This is a genomic window from Pseudomonas sp. 43A, from assembly GCF_013363935.1.
Lineage (GTDB): Bacteria > Pseudomonadota > Gammaproteobacteria > Pseudomonadales > Pseudomonadaceae > Aquipseudomonas > Aquipseudomonas crudilactis.
The window spans coordinates 5,085,538-5,107,431 of sequence record NZ_CP054880.1 but is presented as its reverse complement, the minus strand read 5'-3'; the positions used below and the strand labels follow the sequence as shown (position 1 = coordinate 5,107,431).

The 21,894-nt window shown below is 59.6% G+C and carries 24 protein-coding genes; 17 read left to right on the top strand and 7 right to left on the bottom strand.

Annotated elements, in window-relative coordinates; all coding sequences use genetic code 11:
- Positions 1–30: 30 nt before the first annotated feature.
- From HUW52_RS22275 to HUW52_RS22265, 3 genes are all read right to left on the bottom strand, one after another.
- On the bottom strand, positions 31–588 hold the full coding sequence (locus HUW52_RS22275; RefSeq protein WP_175554927.1) for a Smr/MutS family protein: 558 nt from the start codon (positions 586–588) through the stop codon (positions 31–33).
- A 74-nt stretch (positions 589–662) separates the two neighbouring features.
- Entirely contained in the window at positions 663–983 is a 321-nt protein-coding gene (locus HUW52_RS22270; RefSeq protein WP_175554926.1) for a hypothetical protein, read from the bottom strand.
- Between the two features lie 130 nt (positions 984–1,113).
- Positions 1,114–1,704, bottom strand: a complete 591-nt coding sequence (locus HUW52_RS22265; protein WP_007914026.1) for a cysteine hydrolase family protein — start codon at positions 1,702–1,704, stop codon at positions 1,114–1,116.
- A gap of 239 nt (positions 1,705–1,943) precedes the next feature.
- Between HUW52_RS22265 and prmB the strand changes: the two genes are divergently transcribed.
- Positions 1,944–2,852 (top strand): 50S ribosomal protein L3 N(5)-glutamine methyltransferase, encoded by a 909-nt coding sequence (gene prmB / locus HUW52_RS22260; RefSeq protein WP_175554925.1) that lies wholly within the window; start codon positions 1,944–1,946, stop codon positions 2,850–2,852.
- A gap of 106 nt (positions 2,853–2,958) precedes the next feature.
- Here the strand turns inward: prmB and HUW52_RS22255 are convergent, their stop codons facing one another.
- Together HUW52_RS22255 and HUW52_RS22250 are read right to left on the bottom strand one after the other, a co-directional pair.
- Positions 2,959–3,750 (bottom strand): hypothetical protein, encoded by a 792-nt coding sequence (locus tag HUW52_RS22255; RefSeq protein ID WP_034151741.1) that lies wholly within the window; start codon positions 3,748–3,750, stop codon positions 2,959–2,961.
- A gap of 99 nt (positions 3,751–3,849) precedes the next feature.
- Positions 3,850–4,803, bottom strand: a complete 954-nt coding sequence (locus HUW52_RS22250) for an alpha/beta hydrolase (RefSeq protein WP_108226921.1) — start codon at positions 4,801–4,803, stop codon at positions 3,850–3,852.
- 130 nt (positions 4,804–4,933) lie between these two features.
- Here HUW52_RS22250 and aroC point away from each other — a divergent pair, with 130 nt between their 5' ends.
- The 5 genes from aroC (at position 4,934) to mtnC (ending at position 9,153) form a co-directional block, all read left to right on the top strand.
- Positions 4,934–6,025 carry a chorismate synthase gene (gene aroC / locus HUW52_RS22245; protein WP_008080929.1) on the top strand — a complete coding sequence of 364 codons (1,092 nt, stop codon included), beginning with the start codon at positions 4,934–4,936 and terminating at the stop codon, positions 6,023–6,025.
- A gap of 31 nt (positions 6,026–6,056) precedes the next feature.
- On the top strand, positions 6,057–7,202 hold the full coding sequence (locus tag HUW52_RS22240; RefSeq protein ID WP_034151740.1) for an MFS transporter: 1,146 nt from the start codon (positions 6,057–6,059) through the stop codon (positions 7,200–7,202).
- Positions 7,199–7,825 (top strand): methylthioribulose 1-phosphate dehydratase, encoded by a 627-nt coding sequence (locus tag HUW52_RS22235; protein ID WP_108226880.1) that lies wholly within the window; start codon positions 7,199–7,201, stop codon positions 7,823–7,825. The genes HUW52_RS22240 and HUW52_RS22235 overlap by 4 nt, the downstream gene beginning before the upstream one ends.
- A gap of 94 nt (positions 7,826–7,919) precedes the next feature.
- Positions 7,920–8,465 (top strand): acireductone dioxygenase, encoded by a 546-nt coding sequence (locus HUW52_RS22230; RefSeq protein WP_007914042.1) that lies wholly within the window; start codon positions 7,920–7,922, stop codon positions 8,463–8,465.
- A 4-nt stretch (positions 8,466–8,469) separates the two neighbouring features.
- A complete protein-coding gene (gene mtnC, locus HUW52_RS22225; RefSeq protein ID WP_175554924.1) occupies positions 8,470–9,153 on the top strand; it encodes an acireductone synthase in 684 nt (227 codons plus the stop codon).
- A 182-nt stretch (positions 9,154–9,335) separates the two neighbouring features.
- Here the strand turns inward: mtnC and HUW52_RS22220 are convergent, their stop codons facing one another.
- The gene (locus tag HUW52_RS22220; protein WP_008080936.1) at positions 9,336–9,614 is read right to left on the bottom strand and encodes a DUF3509 domain-containing protein; all 279 of its coding nucleotides are present in this window, start codon (positions 9,612–9,614) and stop codon (positions 9,336–9,338) included.
- Positions 9,615–10,004: 390 nt separating this feature from the next.
- Here HUW52_RS22220 and HUW52_RS22215 point away from each other — a divergent pair, with 390 nt between their 5' ends.
- The 10 genes from HUW52_RS22215 to HUW52_RS22170 all read left to right on the top strand — a co-directional run bounded on the left by HUW52_RS22215 (position 10,005) and on the right by HUW52_RS22170 (position 19,141).
- On the top strand, positions 10,005–11,843 hold the full coding sequence (locus tag HUW52_RS22215; protein ID WP_175554923.1) for a long-chain-acyl-CoA synthetase: 1,839 nt from the start codon (positions 10,005–10,007) through the stop codon (positions 11,841–11,843).
- A 97-nt stretch (positions 11,844–11,940) separates the two neighbouring features.
- Positions 11,941–12,459: an ankyrin repeat domain-containing protein gene (locus tag HUW52_RS22210; RefSeq protein ID WP_016982902.1), complete on the top strand. Its 519-nt coding sequence runs from the start codon at positions 11,941–11,943 to the stop codon at positions 12,457–12,459.
- An 86-nt stretch (positions 12,460–12,545) separates the two neighbouring features.
- A complete protein-coding gene (locus HUW52_RS22205) occupies positions 12,546–13,076 on the top strand; it encodes a hypothetical protein (protein ID WP_150709060.1) in 531 nt (176 codons plus the stop codon).
- Between the two features lie 71 nt (positions 13,077–13,147).
- Positions 13,148–13,339, top strand: a complete 192-nt coding sequence (locus HUW52_RS22200; RefSeq protein ID WP_007914053.1) for a PLDc N-terminal domain-containing protein — start codon at positions 13,148–13,150, stop codon at positions 13,337–13,339.
- Positions 13,340–13,578: 239 nt separating this feature from the next.
- The gene (speE, locus tag HUW52_RS22195; protein ID WP_008080944.1) at positions 13,579–14,454 is read left to right on the top strand and encodes a polyamine aminopropyltransferase; all 876 of its coding nucleotides are present in this window, start codon (positions 13,579–13,581) and stop codon (positions 14,452–14,454) included.
- 236 nt (positions 14,455–14,690) lie between these two features.
- Complete coding sequence (locus HUW52_RS22190) at positions 14,691–14,924, top strand: hypothetical protein (RefSeq protein WP_016982905.1); 234 nt, start codon at positions 14,691–14,693, stop codon at positions 14,922–14,924.
- Positions 14,925–15,133: 209 nt separating this feature from the next.
- Positions 15,134–15,481, top strand: coding sequence for a ribonuclease E inhibitor RraB (locus HUW52_RS22185; protein WP_008080948.1), 348 nt, complete (start codon positions 15,134–15,136; stop codon positions 15,479–15,481).
- Positions 15,482–15,968: 487 nt separating this feature from the next.
- Entirely contained in the window at positions 15,969–17,378 is a 1,410-nt protein-coding gene (locus tag HUW52_RS22180) for a circularly permuted type 2 ATP-grasp protein (RefSeq protein ID WP_016982906.1), read from the top strand.
- 12 nt (positions 17,379–17,390) lie between these two features.
- Positions 17,391–18,341: an alpha-E domain-containing protein gene (locus tag HUW52_RS22175; protein WP_016982907.1), complete on the top strand. Its 951-nt coding sequence runs from the start codon at positions 17,391–17,393 to the stop codon at positions 18,339–18,341.
- Positions 18,338–19,141: a transglutaminase family protein gene (locus HUW52_RS22170; protein ID WP_007914065.1), complete on the top strand. Its 804-nt coding sequence runs from the start codon at positions 18,338–18,340 to the stop codon at positions 19,139–19,141. Before HUW52_RS22175 ends, HUW52_RS22170 begins: the two co-directional genes overlap by 4 nt.
- Before the next feature lie 119 nt (positions 19,142–19,260).
- Here HUW52_RS22170 and HUW52_RS22165 read toward each other — a convergent pair whose 3' ends face one another.
- On the bottom strand, positions 19,261–20,082 hold the full coding sequence (locus HUW52_RS22165; protein ID WP_175555722.1) for a cytochrome c: 822 nt from the start codon (positions 20,080–20,082) through the stop codon (positions 19,261–19,263).
- 585 nt (positions 20,083–20,667) lie between these two features.
- Here HUW52_RS22165 and HUW52_RS22160 point away from each other — a divergent pair.
- The gene (locus tag HUW52_RS22160; protein ID WP_175554922.1) at positions 20,668–21,873 is read left to right on the top strand and encodes an acetyl-CoA C-acetyltransferase; all 1,206 of its coding nucleotides are present in this window, start codon (positions 20,668–20,670) and stop codon (positions 21,871–21,873) included.
- Positions 21,874–21,894 lie beyond the last annotated feature (21 nt).

Here is a 21,894-nt window from a genome sequence, read left to right as displayed (position 1 = left end):
CTAACGATGCGGGGCTTCAGATGGGGCGGATTATTCGTCGCGACCTTCCATCATGGTGCGTTTAAGCATCACGTAAACCGCACCGGCCCCACCGTGTCTGGCCTGGCACGAGCAGAAACCCAGGACCTGCGCATGTTGACGCAGCCAGGTGTTGACGTGGCTTTTGATCATCGGCCGCTTGCCGTCCAGGCGCACAGCCTTGCCGTGGGTGACGCGCACGCAGCGAATTTCGAACCTGGTCGCTTCGGCGAGAAAAGCCCAAAGTGTTTCGCGGGCCTTTTCCACGCTCATGCCGTGCAGGTCGAGGCTGCCCTCGAACGGAATCTGGCCGACCTTGAGCTTGCGCATCTGACTTTCCTGCACACCGTCACGGGACCACATCAACTCGTCTTCCGGGCCAACGTCGATCACGAACTGATCGGACAGACCGTCAACGGTGGTGGCATCGGTGCGTACGGTGGCGGACTGACGCAGCTTGGCAATCTGTGCGCGGTCAGTCTTGGGTTTGCCGGTGTCGGCGCGGTCGTGCTTGATCGGCTTGACGCCGCGCAACTCGTTTTTGAACAGGGAAAAATCGTCGTCTTGCATGTCAGCCTCCGCGAAGGGCGGCCAGTTTACCCAAGTCGAAACAAAACGGCCCGGCAAAAAGCCAGGCCGGTGAGTCAGTCGTGTTTTTTCATCAGATGCGGGGACATGTTCAGTTCCCGCGATTGCCGTGCGCGACGGCGGCAGCGACGCCACAGGGCGACACCGAAATACAGAAACAGCAAACCGACCGCCAGAATGATCGCCGAGCCCATCGGCGTAGCGTTCAAGTCACCGAGTGCCGGTGGGCGCCCGAGCAGGCTGGCCGCTCCGGCCATCGCCATCAGCACGCCGAACGTGGCCAGAATGGCCGCAATCGCCGCGCCAAATCGAAAACGCCAGTTGCTTTGGCCTTTGGGCCGCAAGCGGCGTGCGTCAAATCCATCGGATAACTTCATTCCGACCTTCCTCAATGGGTATCGGCCCTTCGACCGGGAGTTGACCGGGTTGTTCCTGAGGCTATGGCATTTGCGGCAAATGAGAGGATTTTGCGGATGAGCGGCGCCGTGAGCCGCTCATCAGAGCAGATCAGATCAGGTCTTGAGTCAGTGCGAGGGTGGCGAAGTTGTCCGCCATGATCGCCATTTCGGCTTCCTGCACCACAGCGGCGCTGAGCACGCGGCCCTTGAACGGCAAGTCGCGGGTGGCGCAGGCGTCTTCCACCAGAGTGCAACGGAAGCCCAGGTTCTTCGCCGCACGCACGGTGGTGCTGACGCTGGAGTGGCTCATGAAACCGCAGACAATCAGGTCCAGCGAGCCAAGGTTTTGCAAGCGATCCAGCAACTCGGTGCCATGAAACGCGCTCGGCAGCAGTTTGCCGATAATGGTTTCATCGCCCTGCGGCTCGAGGCCGGGGATGAATTCGCCGCGTTCGCCCTGCGGGTCGAACAGGCCACCGACGGTGCCGAGATGACGCACGTGCACGATCGGCCGACCGGCTGCACGGGCTGCGGCAACCACTTGTTTGATGTTCGCGACGGCCGCGTCCATGCCGCTCAGGGCCAGCGGGCCACTGAGATATTCTTTCTGGGCATCGATGATGACCACGGTGGCATGGCTCAGCGTGGCCGCTGCGTAACCGCGACCGCTGAGTTGAAACATCGTTTTTGGAACGGACATTCTGGGGCTCCTTGGGGTGGGGCTTTTGCGACATTGTCCTCTGGCTGAGCGGTTCTGTGAATCGCTACCATCGTAGGCACCGTCGTTATTGGCCTGCAGCCTTGTCAAGTTACACGTTCTGTTCAATAGCTGATGCAAAAAACAGAAAACTCCCACCGTCGGGGCGATATTTTTCCTGCGTCGTCGTCAGGCGTTTTGGCTGCTAGAATCGCCAGTCGTTTTTTCTGGAGTTCTGCGCCGTGATCACTTCCCGACTTCGTACCCTGCGTGACCATATCCGTTGGGCCGTCAGCCGCTTCCATGGGGAGGATCTGTTTTTCGGCCATGGCACCGACAATGCCTGGGACGAAGCGCGGCAGTTGGTGCTCGGCGCTTTGCACCTGCCGTGGGAAATCGCCGACAGCTACCTCGATTGCGCGCTGGAAGACGATGAGCTGGTCAATTTGCAGCGTTTGCTCAAGCGCCGTATCGAAGAGCGCATTCCGACCGCTTACCTGTTGGGTGAGGCGTGGTTCTGCGGCATGTCGTTTATCGTCGATGAGCGCGTGTTGATCCCGCGTTCGCCGATTGGCGAACTGATCGAAAATCACTTCGCCCCGTGGATCGGCAGCGAACCTGCGCGCATCCTCGACCTGTGCACCGGCTCCGGTTGCATCGGCATCGCCTGTGCCTACGAGTTCCAGAATGCCGAAGTGGTGCTGGCGGATCTGTCGTTCGAAGCGCTGGAAGTGGCCAATCAGAACATCGAGCGTCATGGTGTCGATGAGCGCGTGTACACCGTGCAGGGCGATGGTTTTGCTGGTTTGCCGGGTCAGCGCTTCGACCTGATCGTGTCGAACCCGCCTTACGTGGATGCGGAAGATTTCGCTGACATGCCGGACGAATATCAGCATGAACCGGAGCTGGGTCTGGCCTGTGGCGATGATGGTCTGAATCTGGTTCGACGCATGCTGGCTGAAGCGGCCGATCATCTGACCGAGAAGGGCTTGTTGATCGTTGAAGTGGGCAACAGCCAGGTGCACGTTGACGCGCTGTACCCGGAAGTCGATTTCGCCTGGCTCGAATTCGAGCGCGGCGGGCATGGCGTGTTCATGCTGACAGCGGAGCAGTGCCGCGATCATCAGGCGTTGTTCGCTTCCCGCATCTGACCCTTAAAAGCTTCGCGAGCAAGCTCGCTCCCACAGGTTCGGTGTACGACACAAATCCTGTGGGAGCGAGCTTGCTCGCGAATGGCCGCGACTCGGTCTCAAGCTGTTATCGGTGTGTGGCAATCCAGATCAACAACCCCGCCTGAAACACCGCAAACGCCACCAGACAGGTAATCGTGAAGCGCAGCCCGGCATCTTCACGCTTGAACTTGCTGACCTTGTCTTCCTGCTTTTTCAGCTTCACTTCCTGCTCAGCCAGATTCTGTTCGGCTTGCTGAAGCATCTGCGCCGCTTCAAGAATCTCGACGATCTGCAGCTTCTCGCTGTTCCAGTCGCCGAGCAAATCGCCGACCAACACATCCTTGACGCTGCCCTTCAAGTGCTGGGCATCGGCGTACACCACATCAAAACCATGCACACGCAGGAAGTGATCGCGACGCAGACGCGTGTCTTCGTTCAACGCGTCCTTGTTGTTCAAGTCCATGCCGTCGACGGTGTAGGTCGGCCAGCGTTTTTTCGCCCAATTGATGCCTTGCGCGGCCATGTAACGGCCGATGCCACGGTTCATCGGTTCGATCTGCAAGCCACTGTCGGGGCCGAAGTGCACACGCTTGGTGGTGTGATCCACCCACACGTCCAGCTGATTCTGCTCTTTGCGCACACGCTGGCCGGGCAGTTTGATCGCCATGCGCATCAGGCTTTTTTCTTTGCTGTTGCGCTCGGCATAGCCGAATTCGACGAAGCGCAAGGGGCGCCCGCCGGTGTTGCGATCGGTTTGCAGCGGGGCCAGGCGGAGCATCTTGTGGTGCTCGACGTGGACATCCGCCCACGGCAGCTCGACCGCTGGCGGTGCGTCTTTTTCAGCGGTGGTGTCGGGTGAAGTCTGGGTATCAGTCATAACGGCGAGATCCTGTCCAAGCCCTGCTTGTCGCCAGCCGTTGCGCTGGCGACAAAGACTTATCGGCCGTTTCTGTCAGGACTAGAGGGCAAACAACCGTTAACGGGTGCGAAGTCCGTCAATAAACTCGATGATCTTGCTGCCCAGTTCCGCTGCCAGCGGCAAATTTGGATCCTTGTACGAAGCCAATTGCCGCTTCATATCGTTGTGGACGATGCGCATGACGTGGTTCATGCCGTCGATCACCGCCAGTTCGGCGTCAGGTTTGGCGGCTTTCAGCGCCTGCGCATCGCCAACGCCGACCTGCATGTCGTTGCTGCCCTGGACGATCAGCGCCGGCATCTTCAATTGCGCGAAGGCTTTCGCCGGATCCTGACGGAACAGCGAAATCAGATACGGCTGCACGCTCGGGCGGAAAATCACCTGCAACGGTTGCGGCACATTGTCATCGGTGTGGCCGGCCTTGAGGCTGTCGAGCAGTTCGTTACTGCGCAGCATCAGCGGCGGCGGCAGGCTGCGGGCCAGTTGCTCGCGGATCACCTGATCGACCGGGCGGGCGCTGCCGGACAGGGAAATCACCGCTGCAGCATCGACTTTCGGCGCGGCGAGGCTGGCAATCAGCGCGCCTTCACTGTGGCCGAGCAGGATCAATTTGCCGAAACGCGGATCGGCCTTGAGTTTTTGCCCCCACGCCACCGCGTCCGCCGCATAGGCTTCCACCGACAAATTGCGCTCATCCGGCGTCGCCGCCAGGCTCGCCGCAACACCGCGCTTGTCGTAGCGCACGCTGGCGATGTTGTGTTTGGCCAGCACCCAGGCCAGACGCTTGAGGCTATCGTTGCGCCCGCCGTCGGGGTTGTTTCCGTCACGGTCCGTAGGACCTGAGCCAGAAATAATCAGGACAACCGGCACCGGGTTGTCAGATTTTGGCAGCAGTAGCGAACCGAAAAGTTCGCCGGTGCCGGTATCCAAAGTAACCGGGCGTTGTAGGACAGTCGCTTGGGCAAAGCCCGTAAACAGGGTAAGACTCAAGATCAAAACTCGCAGCATCATCACGCCATCATTCGCCAAGGTGCCGGTTGGACTCGCCAGCACCACTAAGGTTCGAGGATGAACTACTCGGTTAGCCTGCGTATACTGGCGCGCATCACGAATTTGGGTTTGATTTCACGGAGCGTCCTGCATGTCCGGCAATACCTACGGCAAGTTGTTCACTGTCACCACCGCTGGCGAAAGCCATGGTCCGGCGTTGGTCGCCATTGTCGACGGCTGCCCGCCGGGCCTGGAGATCTCCCTCGAAGACTTGCAGCGTGACCTCGATCGCCGCAAGCCCGGCACCAGCCGCCACACCACCCAGCGTCAGGAAGCCGACGAAGTCGAAATCCTCTCTGGCGTGTTCGAAGGGCGCACCACGGGTTGCTCGATCGGCTTGCTGATCCGCAACACCGACCAGAAGTCCAAGGACTACTCGGCGATCAAGGATCTGTTCCGCCCGGCCCACGCCGACTACACCTATCACCACAAATACGGCGAGCGCGACTACCGTGGCGGTGGCCGCAGCTCGGCGCGCGAAACCGCGATGCGCGTGGCGGCCGGTGCGATTGCCAAGAAATACCTGGCCAGCCAAGGCATCGTCATCCGTGGCTACATGAGCCAGCTCGGCCCGATCGAAATCCCGTTCAAGACCTGGGATTCGGTGGAAGAGAATGCCTTCTTCAGCCCGGATCCGGACAAAGTCCCGGAGCTGGAAGCCTATATGGACCAGTTGCGCCGCGACCAAGACTCGGTCGGCGCCAAGATCACCGTTGTCGCCGAAGGTGTGATGCCGGGCCTGGGCGAGCCGATTTTCGACCGCCTCGACGCTGAGCTGGCTCATGCGCTGATGAGCATCAACGCGGTCAAAGGCGTGGAAATCGGCGCCGGTTTCGCCTCGGTCGCCCAGCGCGGCACTGAGCACCGCGATGAAATGACCCCGCAAGGTTTCCTCAGCAACAATGCCGGCGGCATTCTCGGTGGTATTTCTTCCGGTCAGCCGATCGTTGCGCACCTGGCGTTGAAACCGACGTCGAGCATCACCACCCCGGGTCGTTCGATCGATATCCACGGCAACCCGGTCGATGTGATCACCAAGGGCCGTCACGACCCGTGCGTCGGCATCCGCGCCACGCCAATTGCCGAAGCGATGATGGCCATCGTGCTGATGGATCACTTGCTGCGTCACCGTGGCCAGAACGCCGATGTGCGCGTGAGCACGCCGGTGCTGGGTCAGCTTTGATGGCGGGCTCTAAAGCCGTCGCGGCATAACCGTGGCGGCGCTCCCTTACTGGCGGCTGTCCAGTTTCTATCTGTTCTATTTCGCCTTGCTCGGTTCGACAGCGCCGTTTCTGGCGCTGTACTTCGACCACCTCGGCTTCAGTCCGGCGCGGATTGGTGAGCTGGTTGCGATCCCGATGCTGATGCGCTGCGTGGCGCCGAACATCTGGGGCTGGCTCGGCGATTACACCGGCAAACGCTTGGCCATCGTGCGCTTTGGTGCGGTGTGCACACTGCTGACCTTCTCGCTGATTTTTGTCAGCAAGACCTACGCCTGGCTGGCGATGGTCATGGCGCTGCATGCGTTTTTCTGGCACGCGGTACTGCCGCAATTCGAAGTGATTACGCTGGCGCATTTGCAGGGGCAGACCTCGCGTTACAGCCAGATCCGTCTGTGGGGATCGATCGGTTTCATCATCACCGTGGTCGCGCTGGGGCGGCTGTTCGAATGGCTCAGCCTCGACATCTATCCGGCGGCGCTGGTGCTGATCATGGCCGGCATCGTGCTCAGCAGTCTGTGGGTGCCGAATGCGCAACCGCCGCAAGGCAATCGGCCGAACGGCGAGGGCTTTCTCAAACAGCTGCGCAATCCCGGCGTGCTGGCGTTTTACGGTTGCGTGGCGTTGATGCAGATGAGCCACGGCCCGTATTACACCTTTCTGACCCTGCACCTTGAACGGCTCGGCTACACACGCGGCACGATCGGTATGCTCTGGGCCGTGGGAGTCGTCGCCGAAGTGCTGATGTTTATGGCAATGAGCCGGATTCTCGCGCGGTTTTCCCTGCGCCGGGTGCTGATGGCGAGTTTTCTGCTGGCGGCGCTGCGCTGGTTGCTGCTAGGTTCGTTCGCCGAGTTTCTCTGGGTGCTGTTGTTCGCGCAGATTCTGCACGCGGCGACCTTCGGCAGTTTTCACGCCGCTGCCATCGCCTTCGTGCAACGTAGCTTCGGCGCCCGCCAGCAAGGGCAGGGCCAGGCGTTGTACGCCGCACTGGCCGGCACCGGCGGTGCGCTTGGCGCGTTGTATTCCGGTTACAGCTGGAATGCCCTCGGCGCGACATTGACCTTTAGTATTGCCAGTCTCGCGGCACTCGCTGCTGCCGTTATCATTGCCACACGTATGCAAGAGGACAGGCCATGAGCCTTACGCGTGAACAACTCGCCCAGCAAATCGTCGACGCCGGGCGCTTTCTTTATGGTCGCGGCTGGTCGCCGGCCACCAGCAGCAATTACTCGACACGCCTGTCGCCGAGCGAAGCGCTGCTGACCGTGTCGGGCAAGCACAAGGGCCAGTTGGGGCTGGACGATGTGCTCGCCACCGACCTGTCGGGCAACAGCCTGGAACCGGGTAAAAAGCCGTCCGCCGAAACCCTGCTGCACACTCAGCTTTATAGCTGGCGGCCGGAGATCGGCGCAGTGCTGCACACCCATTCGGTGAATGCCACGGTGCTGTCGCGCCTGACCCCTGAAGACTTTATCGAGTTCGAAGACTACGAATTGCAAAAGGCCTTCAGCGGCATCTCGACCCACGAATCGCCGGTGCGCGTGCCGATTTTCGACAACGATCAGGACATTGCGCGCCTCGCCGCCAAGGTGCAGCCTTGGCTCGACGCCCATCCTGATTGCGTCGGTTATCTGATTCGCGGCCACGGCCTCTACACTTGGGGCGCGCAGATGAACGACGCGCTGCGGCAGATCGAGGCCTTTGAATTTCTGTTTGAATGCGAGTTGAAAACCCGCAGCGTCATGAACCGCCAAGGCTGACTTCACCAGAAGTAGCCCATTTGCCTGATGAAATGCTGTGCCCGACCGGTCTGCAAGAACCGGACGGCAAGGCCGATACCGAGGAATTGCCCCAATGAGCAGCCTGTCCGTCTATCACGTCTCAAGCCCCGACATCCCGAACAAAGTGCTGACCCACTTCGAAGACATCGCCTCGACCCTGGCCGAGCAGGGCGTGCGCTTCGACCGCTGGCAAGCCGCGGCAAAGATCCAGCCCGGCGCCACCCAGGAAGAAGTGATCAGCGCCTATAAAGAGCAGATCGACAAACTGATGACCGAGCGCGGTTACATCACCGTCGATGTCATTAGCCTGAACAGCGATCATCCGCAAAAAGCCGAACTGCGCGCCAAGTTCCTCGAAGAACATCGGCATGGCGAAGACGAAGTACGCTTTTTCGTCGCTGGCCGTGGGCTGTTTACCCTGCACATCGACGATTACGTCTACGCCGTACTCTGCGAGAAGAACGATCTGATCTCGGTTCCGGCCGGCACCAAGCACTGGTTCGACATGGGCGAGCATCCGCACTTTGTCGCGATCCGTCTGTTCAACAACCCTGAAGGCTGGGTTGCCAACTTCACCGGCGAAGACATCGCTGGTCGTTTCCCGCGTCTGGAGGACTGATTCGATGTCGATCAAAGCCATTGTCACTGACATCGAAGGCACCACCAGCGCGGTGAGTTTCGTCTTCGACGTACTGTTTCCGTATGCCGCTAAACACCTGCCCGATTTTGTCCGTCAGAACGCTGCGCGTGCCGATGTCGCCGAGCAACTCGACGCCGTGCGCCGTGACAGCAATGCACCGCAAGCCGATGTTGAACGGGTTGTTGAAATCCTCTTGAGCTGGATTGAGGAAGATCGCAAAGCCACGCCGCTCAAGGCCTTGCAAGGCATGGTCTGGGCTCAGGGTTATCATGCCGGGCAGTTGAAAGGGCATGTTTACCCGGATGCGGTTGAAGCGCTGCAGCGCTGGCATGGGGCCGGTTATCAACTGTTTGTGTACTCGTCGGGATCGATTCAGGCGCAGAAGCTGATTTTCGGCTGCTCGGAGGCGGGGGATCTGACGCCGTTGTTCAGTGGTTATTTCGACACGACTTCAGGGCCCAAGCGCGAGGCGCAGTCGTACACCAACATCCAGCAAGCCATCGGTGTTGAACCAGGGGAAATCCTGTTTCTCTCGGACATTGTTGAAGAACTCGACGCCGCTCAGTCGGCAGGCCTGCAAACCTGCGGCCTTGCCCGCGAAGGCGGGGAGTTGGGCAGCCACATCACCGTCGACACCTTCACCGGCATCGAACCCGAAGCCTTCTGACCACACAAAAACCCAATGTGGGAGCGAGCTTGCTCGCGAAGGCGGAGTATCAGATAAAAACCTCTCCCTGACACACCGCTTTCGCGAGCAAGCTCGCTCCCACAGGGGATTGGCGGCAGGCACAAAAAACAGGCCGTGAAGCGATAGCTCCACGGCCTGTTTTGTTTAAAGCGTTTGAAAAATTACAGCGAGTGATATGTCGGCAGGGCAAAACGCTGCTGGCTCTGCAGCATGGCGATCTGCGGCAGCTCACTGGCTTGCTCGGCCAGGTCACGACGAATCGCGCTGATCGCCCACGACAGTTGGTCGCCGGCATGCAGTTGTTGATAAGTCAGTGCGCGTTTGAACACTTTGCCGTCGCTGCTGCGCAGAGTCAGCAGGATCCCGCCATCGGGACGTGGCGCAGTGGTGACGTCGAAGTTGGAGAACAGGGAGGTAAATTTTTCTTGGATCAGGCTCATGTCTTTCAGCTCCGTATGCACTTGAATGGCAAGCATGCAGAGGAGGTTGCAGCGATTGTGCCAGCATTTGTAGAATAAAAAATGCTTATAAATCAATAGTTTAAAAACAATGCAATTTGCAGGCGTCGTGCAATCTGCATGAATGGCCATCGTGCATCCTGCATTTTGCCGGATCGTTGTCGAATGGACGGAACCAATTGATAGCCCGGCGATCATTGCGGCCGATCACCCATCAGCGGATACAAAACATTGCAAAAACCGCGTGTACAGCCCGAGAAGCGCTGACGTATTTTCGACCTCGACCCGCACTCGAATGCGCGGGTTGCTTCAAGCCAAAGCCCGAAAAATAAAAACATCGGCCTGCACGCCAAGGTCGAACGGGGAGCTTCCATGAGTCACGCGCCAAGCGACACGATTACCTGGGGCATGATGCTCCGCAAACTGCCGATGATCGCCAAAGCCATCCCACGGGTGGTCAAAGGCATGAAGGTGGCCAACGTCACGGATCCGACCCAAAGCTGTGGTCTTGGCTGGACATTCGAACAAGCGACCCTGCGCAACCCTGACGGGCCGGCCTTATTGCACGGCGATGTGGCGCTGACGTATGCACAGGTCAACCAGTGGGCTAACCGCATTGCTCACTATCTGGACGGGCAGGGCATCGGCAAGGGCGATGTGGTTGCGGTGTTTATCGAGAACCGCCCGGAATTGCTGGTGACCATCCTGGCGCTGGCCAAGGTCGGCGCGGTCAGTGCGCTGCTGAACACTTCGCAGACCCGCGATACGCTAATCCACAGCGTTAATCTGGTGGCACCGGTGGCCATTGTCGTTGGCGAAGAATTGCTGCCGGCGTTTGCCGCCGTACGCGAGCAAATATCGATCACCGCGCAGCGCTCCTGGTTTGTGGCTGATCAGGACACTTATAGCCACCCGGGCATTGCGCCCGAAGGCTTTGTCAATCTGATCAGCGCCAGTGCCGACGCCTGCAGCGATAATCCTCCGAGCAGCCAGCGGATCTTCTTCGACGATCCTTGTTTCTACATCTACACCTCGGGCACCACTGGCCTGCCCAAGGCCGGGGTGTTCAAGCACGGCCGCTGGATGCGCAGCTCCGCGAGCTTCGGCATGATCGCCCTCAACATGGGCCCCGATGATGTTGTCTATTGCACTTTGCCGCTGTACCACGCCACCGGGCTCTGCGTGTGCTGGGGCTCGGCGGTCAATGGCGCTTCAGGCTTTGCGATCAGACGCAAATTCAGCGCCAGTCAGTTCTGGAGCGACGTGCGCCGCTACCGTGCGACCACCATCGGCTACGTCGGCGAGTTGTGCCGTTATCTGGTCGATCAACCGGCCAGCGCCGATGACAACCGTCACGATGTGCGCAAGATGATCGGCAACGGCTTGCGTCCCGGCGCCTGGGCCGAATTCAAGACACGCTTCGCCGTCGACCATATCTGCGAGCTGTATGCGGCGAGCGACGGCAACATCGGATTTACCAACATCCTCAACTTCGACAACACCATCGGTTTCTCGCTGATGGCCTGGGAGCTGGTGGCCTACGATCATGACAGCGGTGAACCGGTTCGCAGCACGGACGGTTTCATGCGCAAGGTCGGCAAAGGCGAGCAGGGGCTTTTACTGGCGCGGATCGACGAGAAGGCGCCGCTGGACGGTTACACCGATCCGCAGAAAACCGCCAAGGTTGTGCTGCACGACGTGTTTACCAAGGGCGATCGCTTTTTCAACACCGGTGACTTGCTGCGCAACATCGGCTTCGGCCACGCCCAGTTTGTCGATCGCCTCGGCGATACTTATCGTTGGAAAGGTGAAAACGTCTCGACCACTGAAGTCGAAAACCTGCTGCTGCAACATCCGCAGATTTCCGAGGCCGTGGCCTACGGTGTGGAAATCCGCAACACCAACGGCCGCGCCGGCATGGCCGCGATTACGCCGGCGGAATCCCTCGCGACCCTGGATTTCGCCGAGTTGCTGAGCTTTGCCCGGGAGCGCATGCCAGCCTATGCCGTGCCGTTGTTTCTGCGAGTCAAAGTGAAAATGGAAACCACCGGCACCTTTAAATACCAGAAAACCCGATTGAAAAATGAAGGCTTCGACCCCGGCCAGACCAGCGATGACCCGATTTACGCTTGGCTGCCCGGCACGCAGACTTACGTACGAGTCACCGACGAAGTGTTGGCGGAAATTCATCAGGGCAAGCATCGTTATTGAATCTGGCTATGGCGCGACTTGAGAAAAAGGGGGTGACAGCCAGCGGCGCTCTCGGGAAACTGTCGGCTTTCCGATTGACCGAAAATGGAGTTGCCCCATGTCCGACCAAAGCCGCCAGATGACCCCTGAAGAAGCTGCTGAATTCACCGAGCAGGTTTTCAACAAGGCTCGCGACGGTGATGCCGAGATGCTCGATCGTCTGGTCACGGCCGGTTTGCCGGTGAACCTGAAAAACAGCAAAGGCGACACATTGCTGATGCTGGCCAGCTATTACGGCCACCTTGATGCGGTGAACGTATTGCTAAAACACAAAGCCGATCCGGAAATGCGCAATGGCAACGGCCAGAGTCCGATTGCCGGTGCGGCGTTCAAAGGTGATTTGGCAGTGGTCAAGGCGCTGGTCGAGGCGGGTGCCGAAATTGAGGGGTCGTCGTTTGATGGGCGTACGGCGCTGATGATGGCGGCGATGTTCAACCGTGTTGCAATCGTCGATTACCTGATCAGCAAGGGTGCCGACGCGCAAGCCAAGGACGCCAATGGCGTGACAGCGCTCGACGCTGCACGGACGATGGGCGCGGTTGATACCACTGCGCAGTTGGAAAAGTTGTTGGGCTGAAATCCATTCTGATGGCCTGTGACGGAGGGGAGAATGCGCTATCCTTCGCGCCCTCGAAATTCACCTTCGTCACAGGATCTGCCCTCATGAAAGCCGCACTCGTCGAACTCATCAGCAAAATCAGCTCCGGCTGCATGGGCGAGGACGAGATCGTGAAAGTCGCCGACGAAGCGGCACAGGCCTACGCCGATGCCGATGCTTTTCTGGCCGCCAACCCGGACATCAACTACGACGACACCTTCCCGATCCCGTTGGGTGAGTGGGTCGTGGTCGGCAGCCTGCCGGAAACCGTGCTGTTCCAGGCTGACACCTACGTCGATTTGTTCGCGCAGATTGTTGCCTCGTTCGGTCCGGGCGTCGATTTCAACCTCAAGCCCAAGCAACTGGCCAAAACCGAAGCCTTGACCGCTCTCAACCGCATTCAGGTGCAAATGAGCAGCATGAACAAGGAAAACGGCGGTTACACACTGATGAACTTCAGCCAGTTGCTCGACGACGAACTGCAAATGGTGCTGGTCTACGGCAATGACGTGCCACGGGTACTGGAGTTGTGCGCCGAAGTCGGCATCGCCGCCGCGCCTTCGCTGGAAGCCTTGAAGATCGCCGTTCACGTCTGAACGTAATAAAAGGGAACCCTGCGCGCGACCGTCTATCCTAAAAGTGCATGCCACTATTCTGGAGCGACACCATGGGTTCCACGTTCAACGGTCTGATCGGTCTGATCATCCTCGCCCTCGACATCTGGGCCATCATCAATGTGCTGAAAAGCGGCGCGACCACCGGGATGAAAATCGTCTGGGTGTTGCTGATCATCCTCCTGCCGGTGCTGGGCCTGATCATCTGGGCGATTGCCGGACCGCGCGGTAACGTGCGGATCTGACACTGATCTCGAGAACACCGCAATATCCTGTAGGAGTGAGCCTGCTCGCGATAGCTATCCTCCAGTCAATGAGTCAGTGACTGAATAACCGCTATCGCGAGCAGGCTCACTCCTACAGGGATTGTGGTCTGCCGATGAAGTGAGGTTCGACCTGTCATCTTCGGCAACGTAGAATGCGCGCCTTTCCCGGGCAATCGTCCCCACGATTGGCGCCCGCGCATTCATCGGAGCACTTGACCATGACCGTCACCAAAACCAGCGAGTACCTGGAAACCCTCTACGAAGGCTACGGCCAGCGTTTTCGCATGGAAAAACTGCTGCACGAAGTGCGCACCGAGCATCAGCACCTGGTGATCTTCCAGAACCCGCGCATGGGCCGGGTAATGGCGCTGGACGGCGTGATCCAGACCACCGAAGCCGACGAATTCATCTACCACGAAATGCTCACCCACGTGCCGATCCTCGCCCACGGCAGCGCCAAGCGCGTACTGATCATCGGTGGCGGTGACGGCGGCATGTTGCGCGAAGTGACCAAGCACGCCGGTGTCGAGCACATCACCATGGTCGAGATCGACGGCACCGTGGTCGACATGTGCAAAGAGTTCCTGCCGAACCACTCCAGCGGCGCCTACGACGATCCACGTCTGAACCTGGTGATCGACGACGGCATGCGTTTCGTCGCCACCACCACAGAAAAATTCGACGTGATCATCTCCGACTCCACCGACCCGATCGGCCCGGGCGAAGTGCTGTTCTCGGAGAATTTCTACCAGGCATGCCATCGTTGCCTGAACGAAGGCGGCATCCTCGTGACCCAGAACGGCACGCCGTTCATGCAGATCGACGAAGTGAAAACCACTGCCGGTCGCCTGAAAAGCCTGTTCCCGGACTGGCACTTCTATCAGGCGGCCGTGCCGACCTACATCGGCGGTTCGATGACCTTCGCCTGGGGCTCGACCAACCCGGCCTACCGCAAGCTGAGCCGTGAAACCCTGCAGCAGCGCTTCATCGGCAGCGGCATCGTCACGCGCTACTACAACCCGGAAATCCACATCGGCGCCTTCGCCTTGCCGCAGTACGTGCTGCAGGCGATCAACAAGCCAAGTAACGACTAAAAGAACACTGCGACTCCCCTGTGGGAGCGAGCCTGCTCGCGAAGGCGATTTTTCATCCAATAAAATATTGGCTGACATTCCGCTTTCGCGAGCAAGCTCGCTCCCACATTTGCTTGCCCCCCCAGTAGATGTCGTTTTTTTCATCTTCACCCGCTGTAATCCTTTTGAACCAACTTTCGGCGTACACAGTCGAGATAGGTGTAAGCCCATTTGCGGGTTTGATCGAGGAGGCACCGATGCAAAAGTGGAAAGTCACTTTCGTGGACGATCATGGTGAAATTGTCGATGAGGTGTTCGAGCGTGCGGAATGCCCCAGCGACGATGAGGCCGCTCGATTGATCAAGGCACGGCTTCTGCCCGTCGCCGCCGAACTGGACCTGAATGATCTGGAAGGGCGTACCGCCGATGCAGGCGTGAAAAGCCTGAAATCCCAGAACAGCATCGAAATCCGCAGCATCACTCCTATCTGACATTCTTCCTGTCACCTTTGAAACCAGGCCTTGGCAGCGGCTCTAACTTGGGGCTACTCTGCAAGCGAGATCAGCGAACGGATCGCTAAGGTCTGGTCTTGTCAGCTACATGCTTGTTCCCGCGTGCAACCACGTTGCCGTCGTACTTTGGCCAAAGGCCCGGGGCGGGAATACGGAAAGTCTATCCATCTATGCGAGGGGGACGATTCATGAGCACAGCCTATCAAGAAGACATCAGCAGCAATGTTCTGCGCCGCATGAAAGAAGGCGGTTTCGATTTTTCCCGATTCCATCCCATCGAGTTCTACGCCATTTTCCCGGACGAGGAGCGGGCGCGCAGGGCGGCAGGCAAATTTCGCGGTGAATCCATCAATGCCCAGGTCAGCGTGCGTGATGACGGTGCGTGGGCGCTGGAATTGAGCAAGGTGATGTACGCGACATATGACGATATCGGCGACTTCGAGCAGGGCTTTTCCGCCGTGGTCGAGCCGCTGGGCGGCATTATCGAAGGCTGGGGCGTCAAGCAGGAGGTGCGCAGCCGCCACCGTTTGAACTGATCTCTGGTTTCATTGGTTGAACAACGGCTGACCTTCGGGTTGGCCGTTGTCGTTTCCGGCGTACGCAAAGCACCGTGGCAAAACCCTGAAACAAGAAACCGAGGCAAAAAAAAGCCACCGGAGAGGGTGGCTAAAAGGGAAGACCGATAAGGAGAGGAAAACGGTCAGGGTTACAGCGGGGCGGGCTGCGAGGGCAGTCCAGGTCAGTTGAGCTGGCGACTTCGCGGCGCTGTGCGCGGGGAAGTTTTGCAGCGGATGCGCGGATTATCCGCAGGCAGCGCCGGGCAGTGAAATCAACTCTGACTATGCTGGTGATAGGCGATGCAGTGCGTCGCAATGAAGCGGGGGCAATCAGGTTGGGGCATTTGCCGCACAGGAATGGTGCGGTGCCTGCGGCGTGTATTTCCAACCGATTGAAATCAAAGCGTTTATGCCGATGGCACGGGCCTTGCGAAGGCCTGTAGGTCCGGGTGACAAGGAGTACGGCATGATCCGCACCTATTTTGATGAGATGTACGACGCCGGCGGCCAGGTTCGCCCGCATTATCGCGAGTTCGCCCGATGGCTGGCCGACACGCCTGACGAGCTGCTGGCCCAACGGCGACGCGAGGCCGATCTGCTGTTCCATCGCGCCGGGATTACTTTCACGCTCTATGGCGACGAGCAGGGCACCGAGCGCCTGATTCCTTTCGATACCATTCCGCGCAGCATCCCCGCCAGCGAATGGCGGATCGTCGAGCGCGGCTGTATTCAGCGGGTCAAGGCGCTGAACATGTTCCTCGCTGATCTCTATCACGAACAGCGCATCATCAAGGCCGGGATCATTCCTGCCGAACAGGTGTTGGCCAACGAGCAGTATCAGCTGGCGATGCAAGGCCTGGATCTGCACCGCGATATCTATTCGCACATCTCCGGCGTCGATCTGGTGCGCGATGGCGACGGCACCTATTACGTACTTGAAGACAACCTGCGCACCCCGAGCGGCGTGAGCTACATGCTCGAAGACCGCAAGATGATGATGCGCCTGTTCCCGGAGCTGTTCGCCGCCCAGCGCATCGCGCCGATCGATCATTACCCGAACCTGCTGCTCGACACCCTGAAAAGCTCAAGCCCGATCGATGACCCGAGCGTGGTGGTGCTGACGCCGGGACGCTTCAATAGTGCGTTCTTCGAGCACGCGTTTCTGGCGCGGGAAATGGGCGTTGAACTGGTCGAAGGTGCGGATCTGTTCGTGCGTGACGACAAGGTGTTCATGCGCACCACCGACGGCCCGAAAGCGGTGGACGTGATCTATCGTCGTCTCGACGACGCATTCCTCGACCCGCTGGCGTTCAACCCGGACTCGATGCTCGGCGTGCCGGGGCTGTTGTCGTCCTATCGCTCCGGCAATGTGGTACTGGCCAATGCCATCGGCACCGGCGTGGCGGATGACAAGTCGGTCTATCCGTTTGTCACCGACATGATCCGGTTTTATCTCGACGAAGAACCGATCCTGAAGAACGTGCCGACCTGGCAGTGTCGCAACCCGTCTGAACTTTCCCACGTGCTGGCCAATCTTCCAGATCTGGTGGTCAAGGAAACCCAAGGCTCCGGCGGTTACGGAATGTTGGTGGGGCCGGCGTCGACGACGGCGGAAATCGATGCCTTTCGCGAGCGCATCAAAGCCAAGCCTCACGCGTACATCGCACAGCCGACATTGTCGCTGTCGACCTGTCCGACCTTTGTCGAAAACGGCATCGCGCCGCGCCATATCGACTTGCGTCCGTTTGTCTTGTCCGGTCGCGAAACCCGCGTGGTGCCCGGCGGTTTGACCCGTGTCGCGCTGCGTGAAGGCTCTCTGGTGGTGAACTCATCACAGGGCGGCGGAACCAAGGACACCTGGGTGGTCGAGGATTGAAGGAAGCTTGCCATGTTAAGTAGAACTGCCTCGGATCTGTACTGGATGTCGCGCTATCTGGAGCGGGCGGAAAACCTCGCCCGGATGCTCGACATCAGTTATTCGCTGTCGCTGATGCCGCAGGACGGTCGCGGCGATGGCTTGCACGAACTGGCGATGCCGCTGCTGATCACCGGCACCCTCGACGATTATCTGGAGCGCCATGGCGCGCTGCACGCTGAACGCCTGTTGCACTTTTTTGCCCTCGATGCGGCCAACCCGGCGAGCATCTACAGCTGCCTCGGCGCGGCGCGGGCCAGTGCTCATGCGGTACGCGGACGCATCACGGCGGACATGTGGGAGAACATCAACTCGACGTGGCTGGAGATTCGCGGGATCGCCGAGCAGGGCCTCAGTCGCTATGGCATGAGCCGCTTCTGCGAATGGATCAAGGAGCGTTCGCACCTGTTCCGTGGTGCGTCGTACGGCACGATCATGCGCAACGATGCGTTTCGCTTTATTCGTCTCGGGACGTTTATCGAGCGCGCGGACAATACGCTGCGGCTGCTTGACGCCCGCTATGAAATGGCCGGCGATCAGGCCGAGGCGGTCAGTGACGGCACGGCCCATGCGTATTACCAATGGAGTGCATTGCTGCGCGCCTTGTCCTCCTTCGAGGCCTACACCGAAATCTACCGCGATGCGCCGGGCGCCCGACATGTCGCCGAGCTGCTGCTGTTGCGTGCCGATGTGCCGCGCTCTCTGCGGGCCTGCACCGAAGAGATCGATCAGATTCTCGCGCAGTTGCCCGGGGCCAATGGCCGACCGGCGCAGCGTCTGGCGGCAGAGATGGACGCGCGCCTGCGCTACACCGGCATCAACGAAATTCTCGAGGAAGGCCTGCATGCTTGGCTGACCGAATTCATCCCGCTGGTGCGCCAGTTGGGCAACGCCATTCACAGTTCCTACCTGGAGGCTGCATGAGACTTTCCATAAGCCACGAGACCACCTATCACTACGAAGATCAGGTGCGGGCGAGCATCCAGTACCTGCGGCTAACCCCCCACGACAGCGAGCGTCAGCACGTGTTGAGCTGGCAACTCGACCTGCCGCGCCCGGTGCGCGCGCAACTCGATCCGTTCGGCAATATCCTGCATGTGCTGACCATGGACGAGCCGCACGAGGCGATCATCATCGGCGCACGCGGGCAGGTCGATATCGACGAACTGCGTGAGGCCGAACATGAGAGCCAGTCGGCGCTGCCGTTCCTGCGATTCACCCGGTTGACTGAGGCGGATGAGGCATTGCGGGCGTTCGCCGAGAAATCCTGCAAGCAGCGGCGCGATCGCACGGCGCTGATCGATCTTATGCACGGTTTGAATCAGCACATGACTTACACGCCGGGTTCCACCGAGGTCGATACCAGTGCCGCTGAAGCCTTCGCCGGGCGTGCCGGAGTTTGTCAGGATCACGCTCACGCGTTTCTGGCTTGCGCACGTAGTCTCGGGATTCCGTCGCGTTATGTGTCGGGGTATTTGTACAGTGAGGATTGCGAGCATCTGGCCAGCCACGCGTGGGCGGAAGCCTGGCTGGATGACGCCTGGTACAGCTTTGACGTGACCAACGAACTGGCGCGGCCGGAACGGCATCTGAAACTGGCGGTGGGCCTGGATTACCTGGACGCCTGCCCGGTACGCGGCATGCGCCGCGGCGGCGGGTGTGAGCAGATGCACGCGAAAGTGTTCGTCTCGCCAACCCCGATCATCTCCGTGCAACAACAGTAACGGGCTAACACAAAACCCTTGTAGGAGTGAGCCTGCTCGCGATAGCGGTCTGACAGTTGAATTATCAGTGTCTGACACTCCGCTATCGCGAGCAGGCTCACTCCTACAAGGAAATGTGCTCAGGGCTTAACTTTGCGCCCGGCCATGTGTTTCAAATATCCCACCAACATCTGCAAATCCCCCTCCGGCAACACCTCCACCGAAAACCCCGGCATCTTCGCCTGCGGCCACTGACGCAAACTCTGCGGATCACGAATGTAACGCTTGAGGAAATCTGCGCCGAAATACTCGGTCGGGTTATACGGAATATTCAGATCCGGCCCGAACTGCGCATCCCCCGCACCGTTCAACCGGTGACAGGCCAGACAATTTTTCTGAAACAGCGCAAAGCCAAGATTGACTGGGTCATCCGCCTTCAACGCAGGATCCGGCAGCAGGGCAGGGAAGCGCTCGGCCACCGGCGCCAAGCGCTTGATGCTCGCGACTTCGAACGGCCATTGCTCCGGGCTGATATTGCCCGCCTGCGGATCGGTCCAGACCAGATAAAACGGCCCGGCGCTGTGCTTGCCTTCCGACAGCGGTGGCCACGGTTGAGCCGGATCTTCGATGGCCAGCCAGGCCCGTGCGCCCTCACGGTTGAGCAACGGCGCAGCAGCCAGTTCCGCGGCAAACCCGTCCAGTGCCACCGCTTGCAGGTGATCCTGCGGTTTGATCCCGGTCAGCAACGCGGCCACAGGCACGGCGCGGTAGGTCATGTCCTTCTTGTAGGACACATCGTTTTTGATCGTGAGGGTTTGCACTTGAGGATGCTTGAGCAGTTCTTCGGTCTGCCAGGTGCGGCTGCTTGCGCCCAGTTGCAGATCCAACTGTGCGGCAGACAAGGGCATGCTCAGCAGCATGGCCCCGAACACAATGAGCGCTTTCAAATGATCGCCGTCCATGTCGTGAGAGTGCACAAAGATTGGCACAGCCACGCTGGCCCGGGTAGCGGGCCAGTCACATTTTCAGTGGCGATAAACAGCACCTGCCGCTCGATTCAGCCGATGACCTTGGTCAGATTCGGCAAAATCAACAACAGCGTCGTGGCGAAAAGAATGAGCCCTGCTTGACGAACTTTCGGTTGTTTGAACATGGCTTGACCGCCTTTATTGTTATTTCCTGATGCTTGCCTGCATATCCATGACGGCAAGCGCTGCACTTCCTGTTGAAGAACGTCGGCCTCGGCAAAACCCGACGACCCTGACGTACATGTACTACCTTAGGGCCCGCGTCACGCTTGGCTTAGATCCATTTCATATGGAGCGCTTGCCAGATGCGATAAAAAAGGCATGAGGCTTATTGCCAGCTTCTTTGCCGCCCGCTGGCTAGACAACTCGCCGACCTGAACCGGTTCACCCAGTCTTCTGTGACCGTCCGTCTGAGCGTGTGCGTCAAGCGCATTGAGCGCTGTGGTCATTGAATCCGCGACCGCTCGGGTCAAGAGTGAAGGCACAAGAAACCACTCCCCGCACAGGTTCGAGGACGTCATGACCCAAGCTTTGATTTTCGATGCGTTACGTACGCCCCGTGGCAGAGGCAAGGCCGATGGTGCCTTGCACAGCGTCAAACCGGTGAATCTGGTCGCCGGTCTGCTGACCGCGCTGCAGGAGCGCACCTCGCTGGATACCAGCCAGGTCGATGACGTGGTGCTCGGCTGCGTCACGCCGATTGGCGATCAAGGCTCGGACATCGCCAAAACCGCGGTGCAGGTGGCCGAATGGGATGTCAGCGTTGCCGGTGTGCAGATCAACCGTTTCTGCGCCTCGGGACTGGAAGCGGTGAACCTTGGCGCAATGAAAGTGCGCTCGGGTTTCGAAGACCTGGTGGTGGTCGGCGGCGTCGAGTCGATGTCGCGGGTACCGATGGGCAGCGACGGCGGCGCCTGGGCGCTGGACCCGCAGACCAACCTGCACAGCCACTTCACCCCGCAAGGTGTTGGTGCGGATTTGATAGCCACGCTTGAGGGTTTCAGTCGTCACGACGTCGATGCCTACGCGCTGCACTCGCAACAGAAGGCCGCGCGGGCCCGGGCTGACGGTTCGTTCAACAAGTCGCTGGTGCCGGTGCAGGACCAGAACGGCATCATCCTGCTCGATCACGATGAGTTCATTCGTGCCGAGTCGACTCTGGAAGGCTTGGGCAAGCTCAAGCCGAGTTTCGAAATGATCGGGCAGATGGGTTTCGACGCGACGGCATTACGGGTCTACAGCCATGTCGAGCGAATCAATCACGTGCACACACCGGGTAACAGTTCCGGAATCGTCGACGGTGCGGCGCTGATGCTGATCGGCTCCGAAGCCAAAGGTCGGGCGCTGGGCTTGCAACCTCGGGCGCGCATTGTCGCCACGGCGGTTACCAGCACCGACCCGACCATCATGCTCACCGGCCCTGCGCCGGCGACGCGCAAGGCACTGGCCAAGGCCGGGCTGCGCGTTGAAGACATCGACCTGTTCGAGGTCAACGAAGCGTTTGCCTCGGTGGTGCTGAAGTTCATCAAGGACATGGCCGTCGATCCGGACAAGGTCAATGTCAACGGCGGCTCCATCGCCATGGGTCACCCGTTGGGCGCCACGGGGTGCGCGATCCTCGGCACCTTGCTCGATGAGCTGGAAGCGCGACGCCTGCGCTATGGCCTGGCGACGCTGTGCGTCGGCGGCGGCATGGGCATTGCCACCATCATCGAACGCCTCTGAGCCCCGAATTCAAGGAACCTT

What these genes read in the sequence shown, in the direction of transcription:
- aroC (WP_008080929.1), top strand. Translation starts at nt 4,934, where the DNA reads ATGTCCGGCAATACCTACGGCAAGTTGTTCACTGTCACCACCGCTGGC.
- HUW52_RS22180 (WP_016982906.1), top strand. Translation starts at nt 15,969, where the DNA reads ATGATCCGCACCTATTTTGATGAGATGTACGACGCCGGCGGCCAGGTT.
- HUW52_RS22265 (WP_007914026.1), bottom strand. Translation starts at nt 1,704, where the DNA reads ATGTCCGTTCCAAAAACGATGTTTCAACTCAGCGGTCGCGGTTACGCA.
- HUW52_RS22230 (WP_007914042.1), top strand. Translation starts at nt 7,920, where the DNA reads ATGAGCAGCCTGTCCGTCTATCACGTCTCAAGCCCCGACATCCCGAAC.
- HUW52_RS22220 (WP_008080936.1), bottom strand. Translation starts at nt 9,614, where the DNA reads ATGAGCCTGATCCAAGAAAAATTTACCTCCCTGTTCTCCAACTTCGAC.
- HUW52_RS22185 (WP_008080948.1), top strand. Translation starts at nt 15,134, where the DNA reads ATGAGCACAGCCTATCAAGAAGACATCAGCAGCAATGTTCTGCGCCGC.
- HUW52_RS22215 (WP_175554923.1), top strand. Translation starts at nt 10,005, where the DNA reads ATGAGTCACGCGCCAAGCGACACGATTACCTGGGGCATGATGCTCCGC.
- HUW52_RS22250 (WP_108226921.1), bottom strand. Translation starts at nt 4,803, where the DNA reads ATGATGCTGCGAGTTTTGATCTTGAGTCTTACCCTGTTTACGGGCTTT.
- HUW52_RS22200 (WP_007914053.1), top strand. Translation starts at nt 13,148, where the DNA reads ATGGGTTCCACGTTCAACGGTCTGATCGGTCTGATCATCCTCGCCCTC.
- HUW52_RS22275 (WP_175554927.1), bottom strand. Translation starts at nt 588, where the DNA reads ATGCAAGACGACGATTTTTCCCTGTTCAAAAACGAGTTGCGCGGCGTC.
- HUW52_RS22170 (WP_007914065.1), top strand. Translation starts at nt 18,338, where the DNA reads ATGAGACTTTCCATAAGCCACGAGACCACCTATCACTACGAAGATCAG.
- mtnC (WP_175554924.1), top strand. Translation starts at nt 8,470, where the DNA reads ATGTCGATCAAAGCCATTGTCACTGACATCGAAGGCACCACCAGCGCG.
- speE (WP_008080944.1), top strand. Translation starts at nt 13,579, where the DNA reads ATGACCGTCACCAAAACCAGCGAGTACCTGGAAACCCTCTACGAAGGC.
- HUW52_RS22160 (WP_175554922.1), top strand. Translation starts at nt 20,668, where the DNA reads ATGACCCAAGCTTTGATTTTCGATGCGTTACGTACGCCCCGTGGCAGA.
- HUW52_RS22255 (WP_034151741.1), bottom strand. Translation starts at nt 3,750, where the DNA reads ATGACTGATACCCAGACTTCACCCGACACCACCGCTGAAAAAGACGCA.
- HUW52_RS22235 (WP_108226880.1), top strand. Translation starts at nt 7,199, where the DNA reads ATGAGCCTTACGCGTGAACAACTCGCCCAGCAAATCGTCGACGCCGGG.
- HUW52_RS22270 (WP_175554926.1), bottom strand. Translation starts at nt 983, where the DNA reads ATGAAGTTATCCGATGGATTTGACGCACGCCGCTTGCGGCCCAAAGGC.
- HUW52_RS22190 (WP_016982905.1), top strand. Translation starts at nt 14,691, where the DNA reads ATGCAAAAGTGGAAAGTCACTTTCGTGGACGATCATGGTGAAATTGTC.
- HUW52_RS22175 (WP_016982907.1), top strand. Translation starts at nt 17,391, where the DNA reads ATGTTAAGTAGAACTGCCTCGGATCTGTACTGGATGTCGCGCTATCTG.
- HUW52_RS22165 (WP_175555722.1), bottom strand. Translation starts at nt 20,082, where the DNA reads ATGGACGGCGATCATTTGAAAGCGCTCATTGTGTTCGGGGCCATGCTG.
- HUW52_RS22210 (WP_016982902.1), top strand. Translation starts at nt 11,941, where the DNA reads ATGTCCGACCAAAGCCGCCAGATGACCCCTGAAGAAGCTGCTGAATTC.
- HUW52_RS22205 (WP_150709060.1), top strand. Translation starts at nt 12,546, where the DNA reads ATGAAAGCCGCACTCGTCGAACTCATCAGCAAAATCAGCTCCGGCTGC.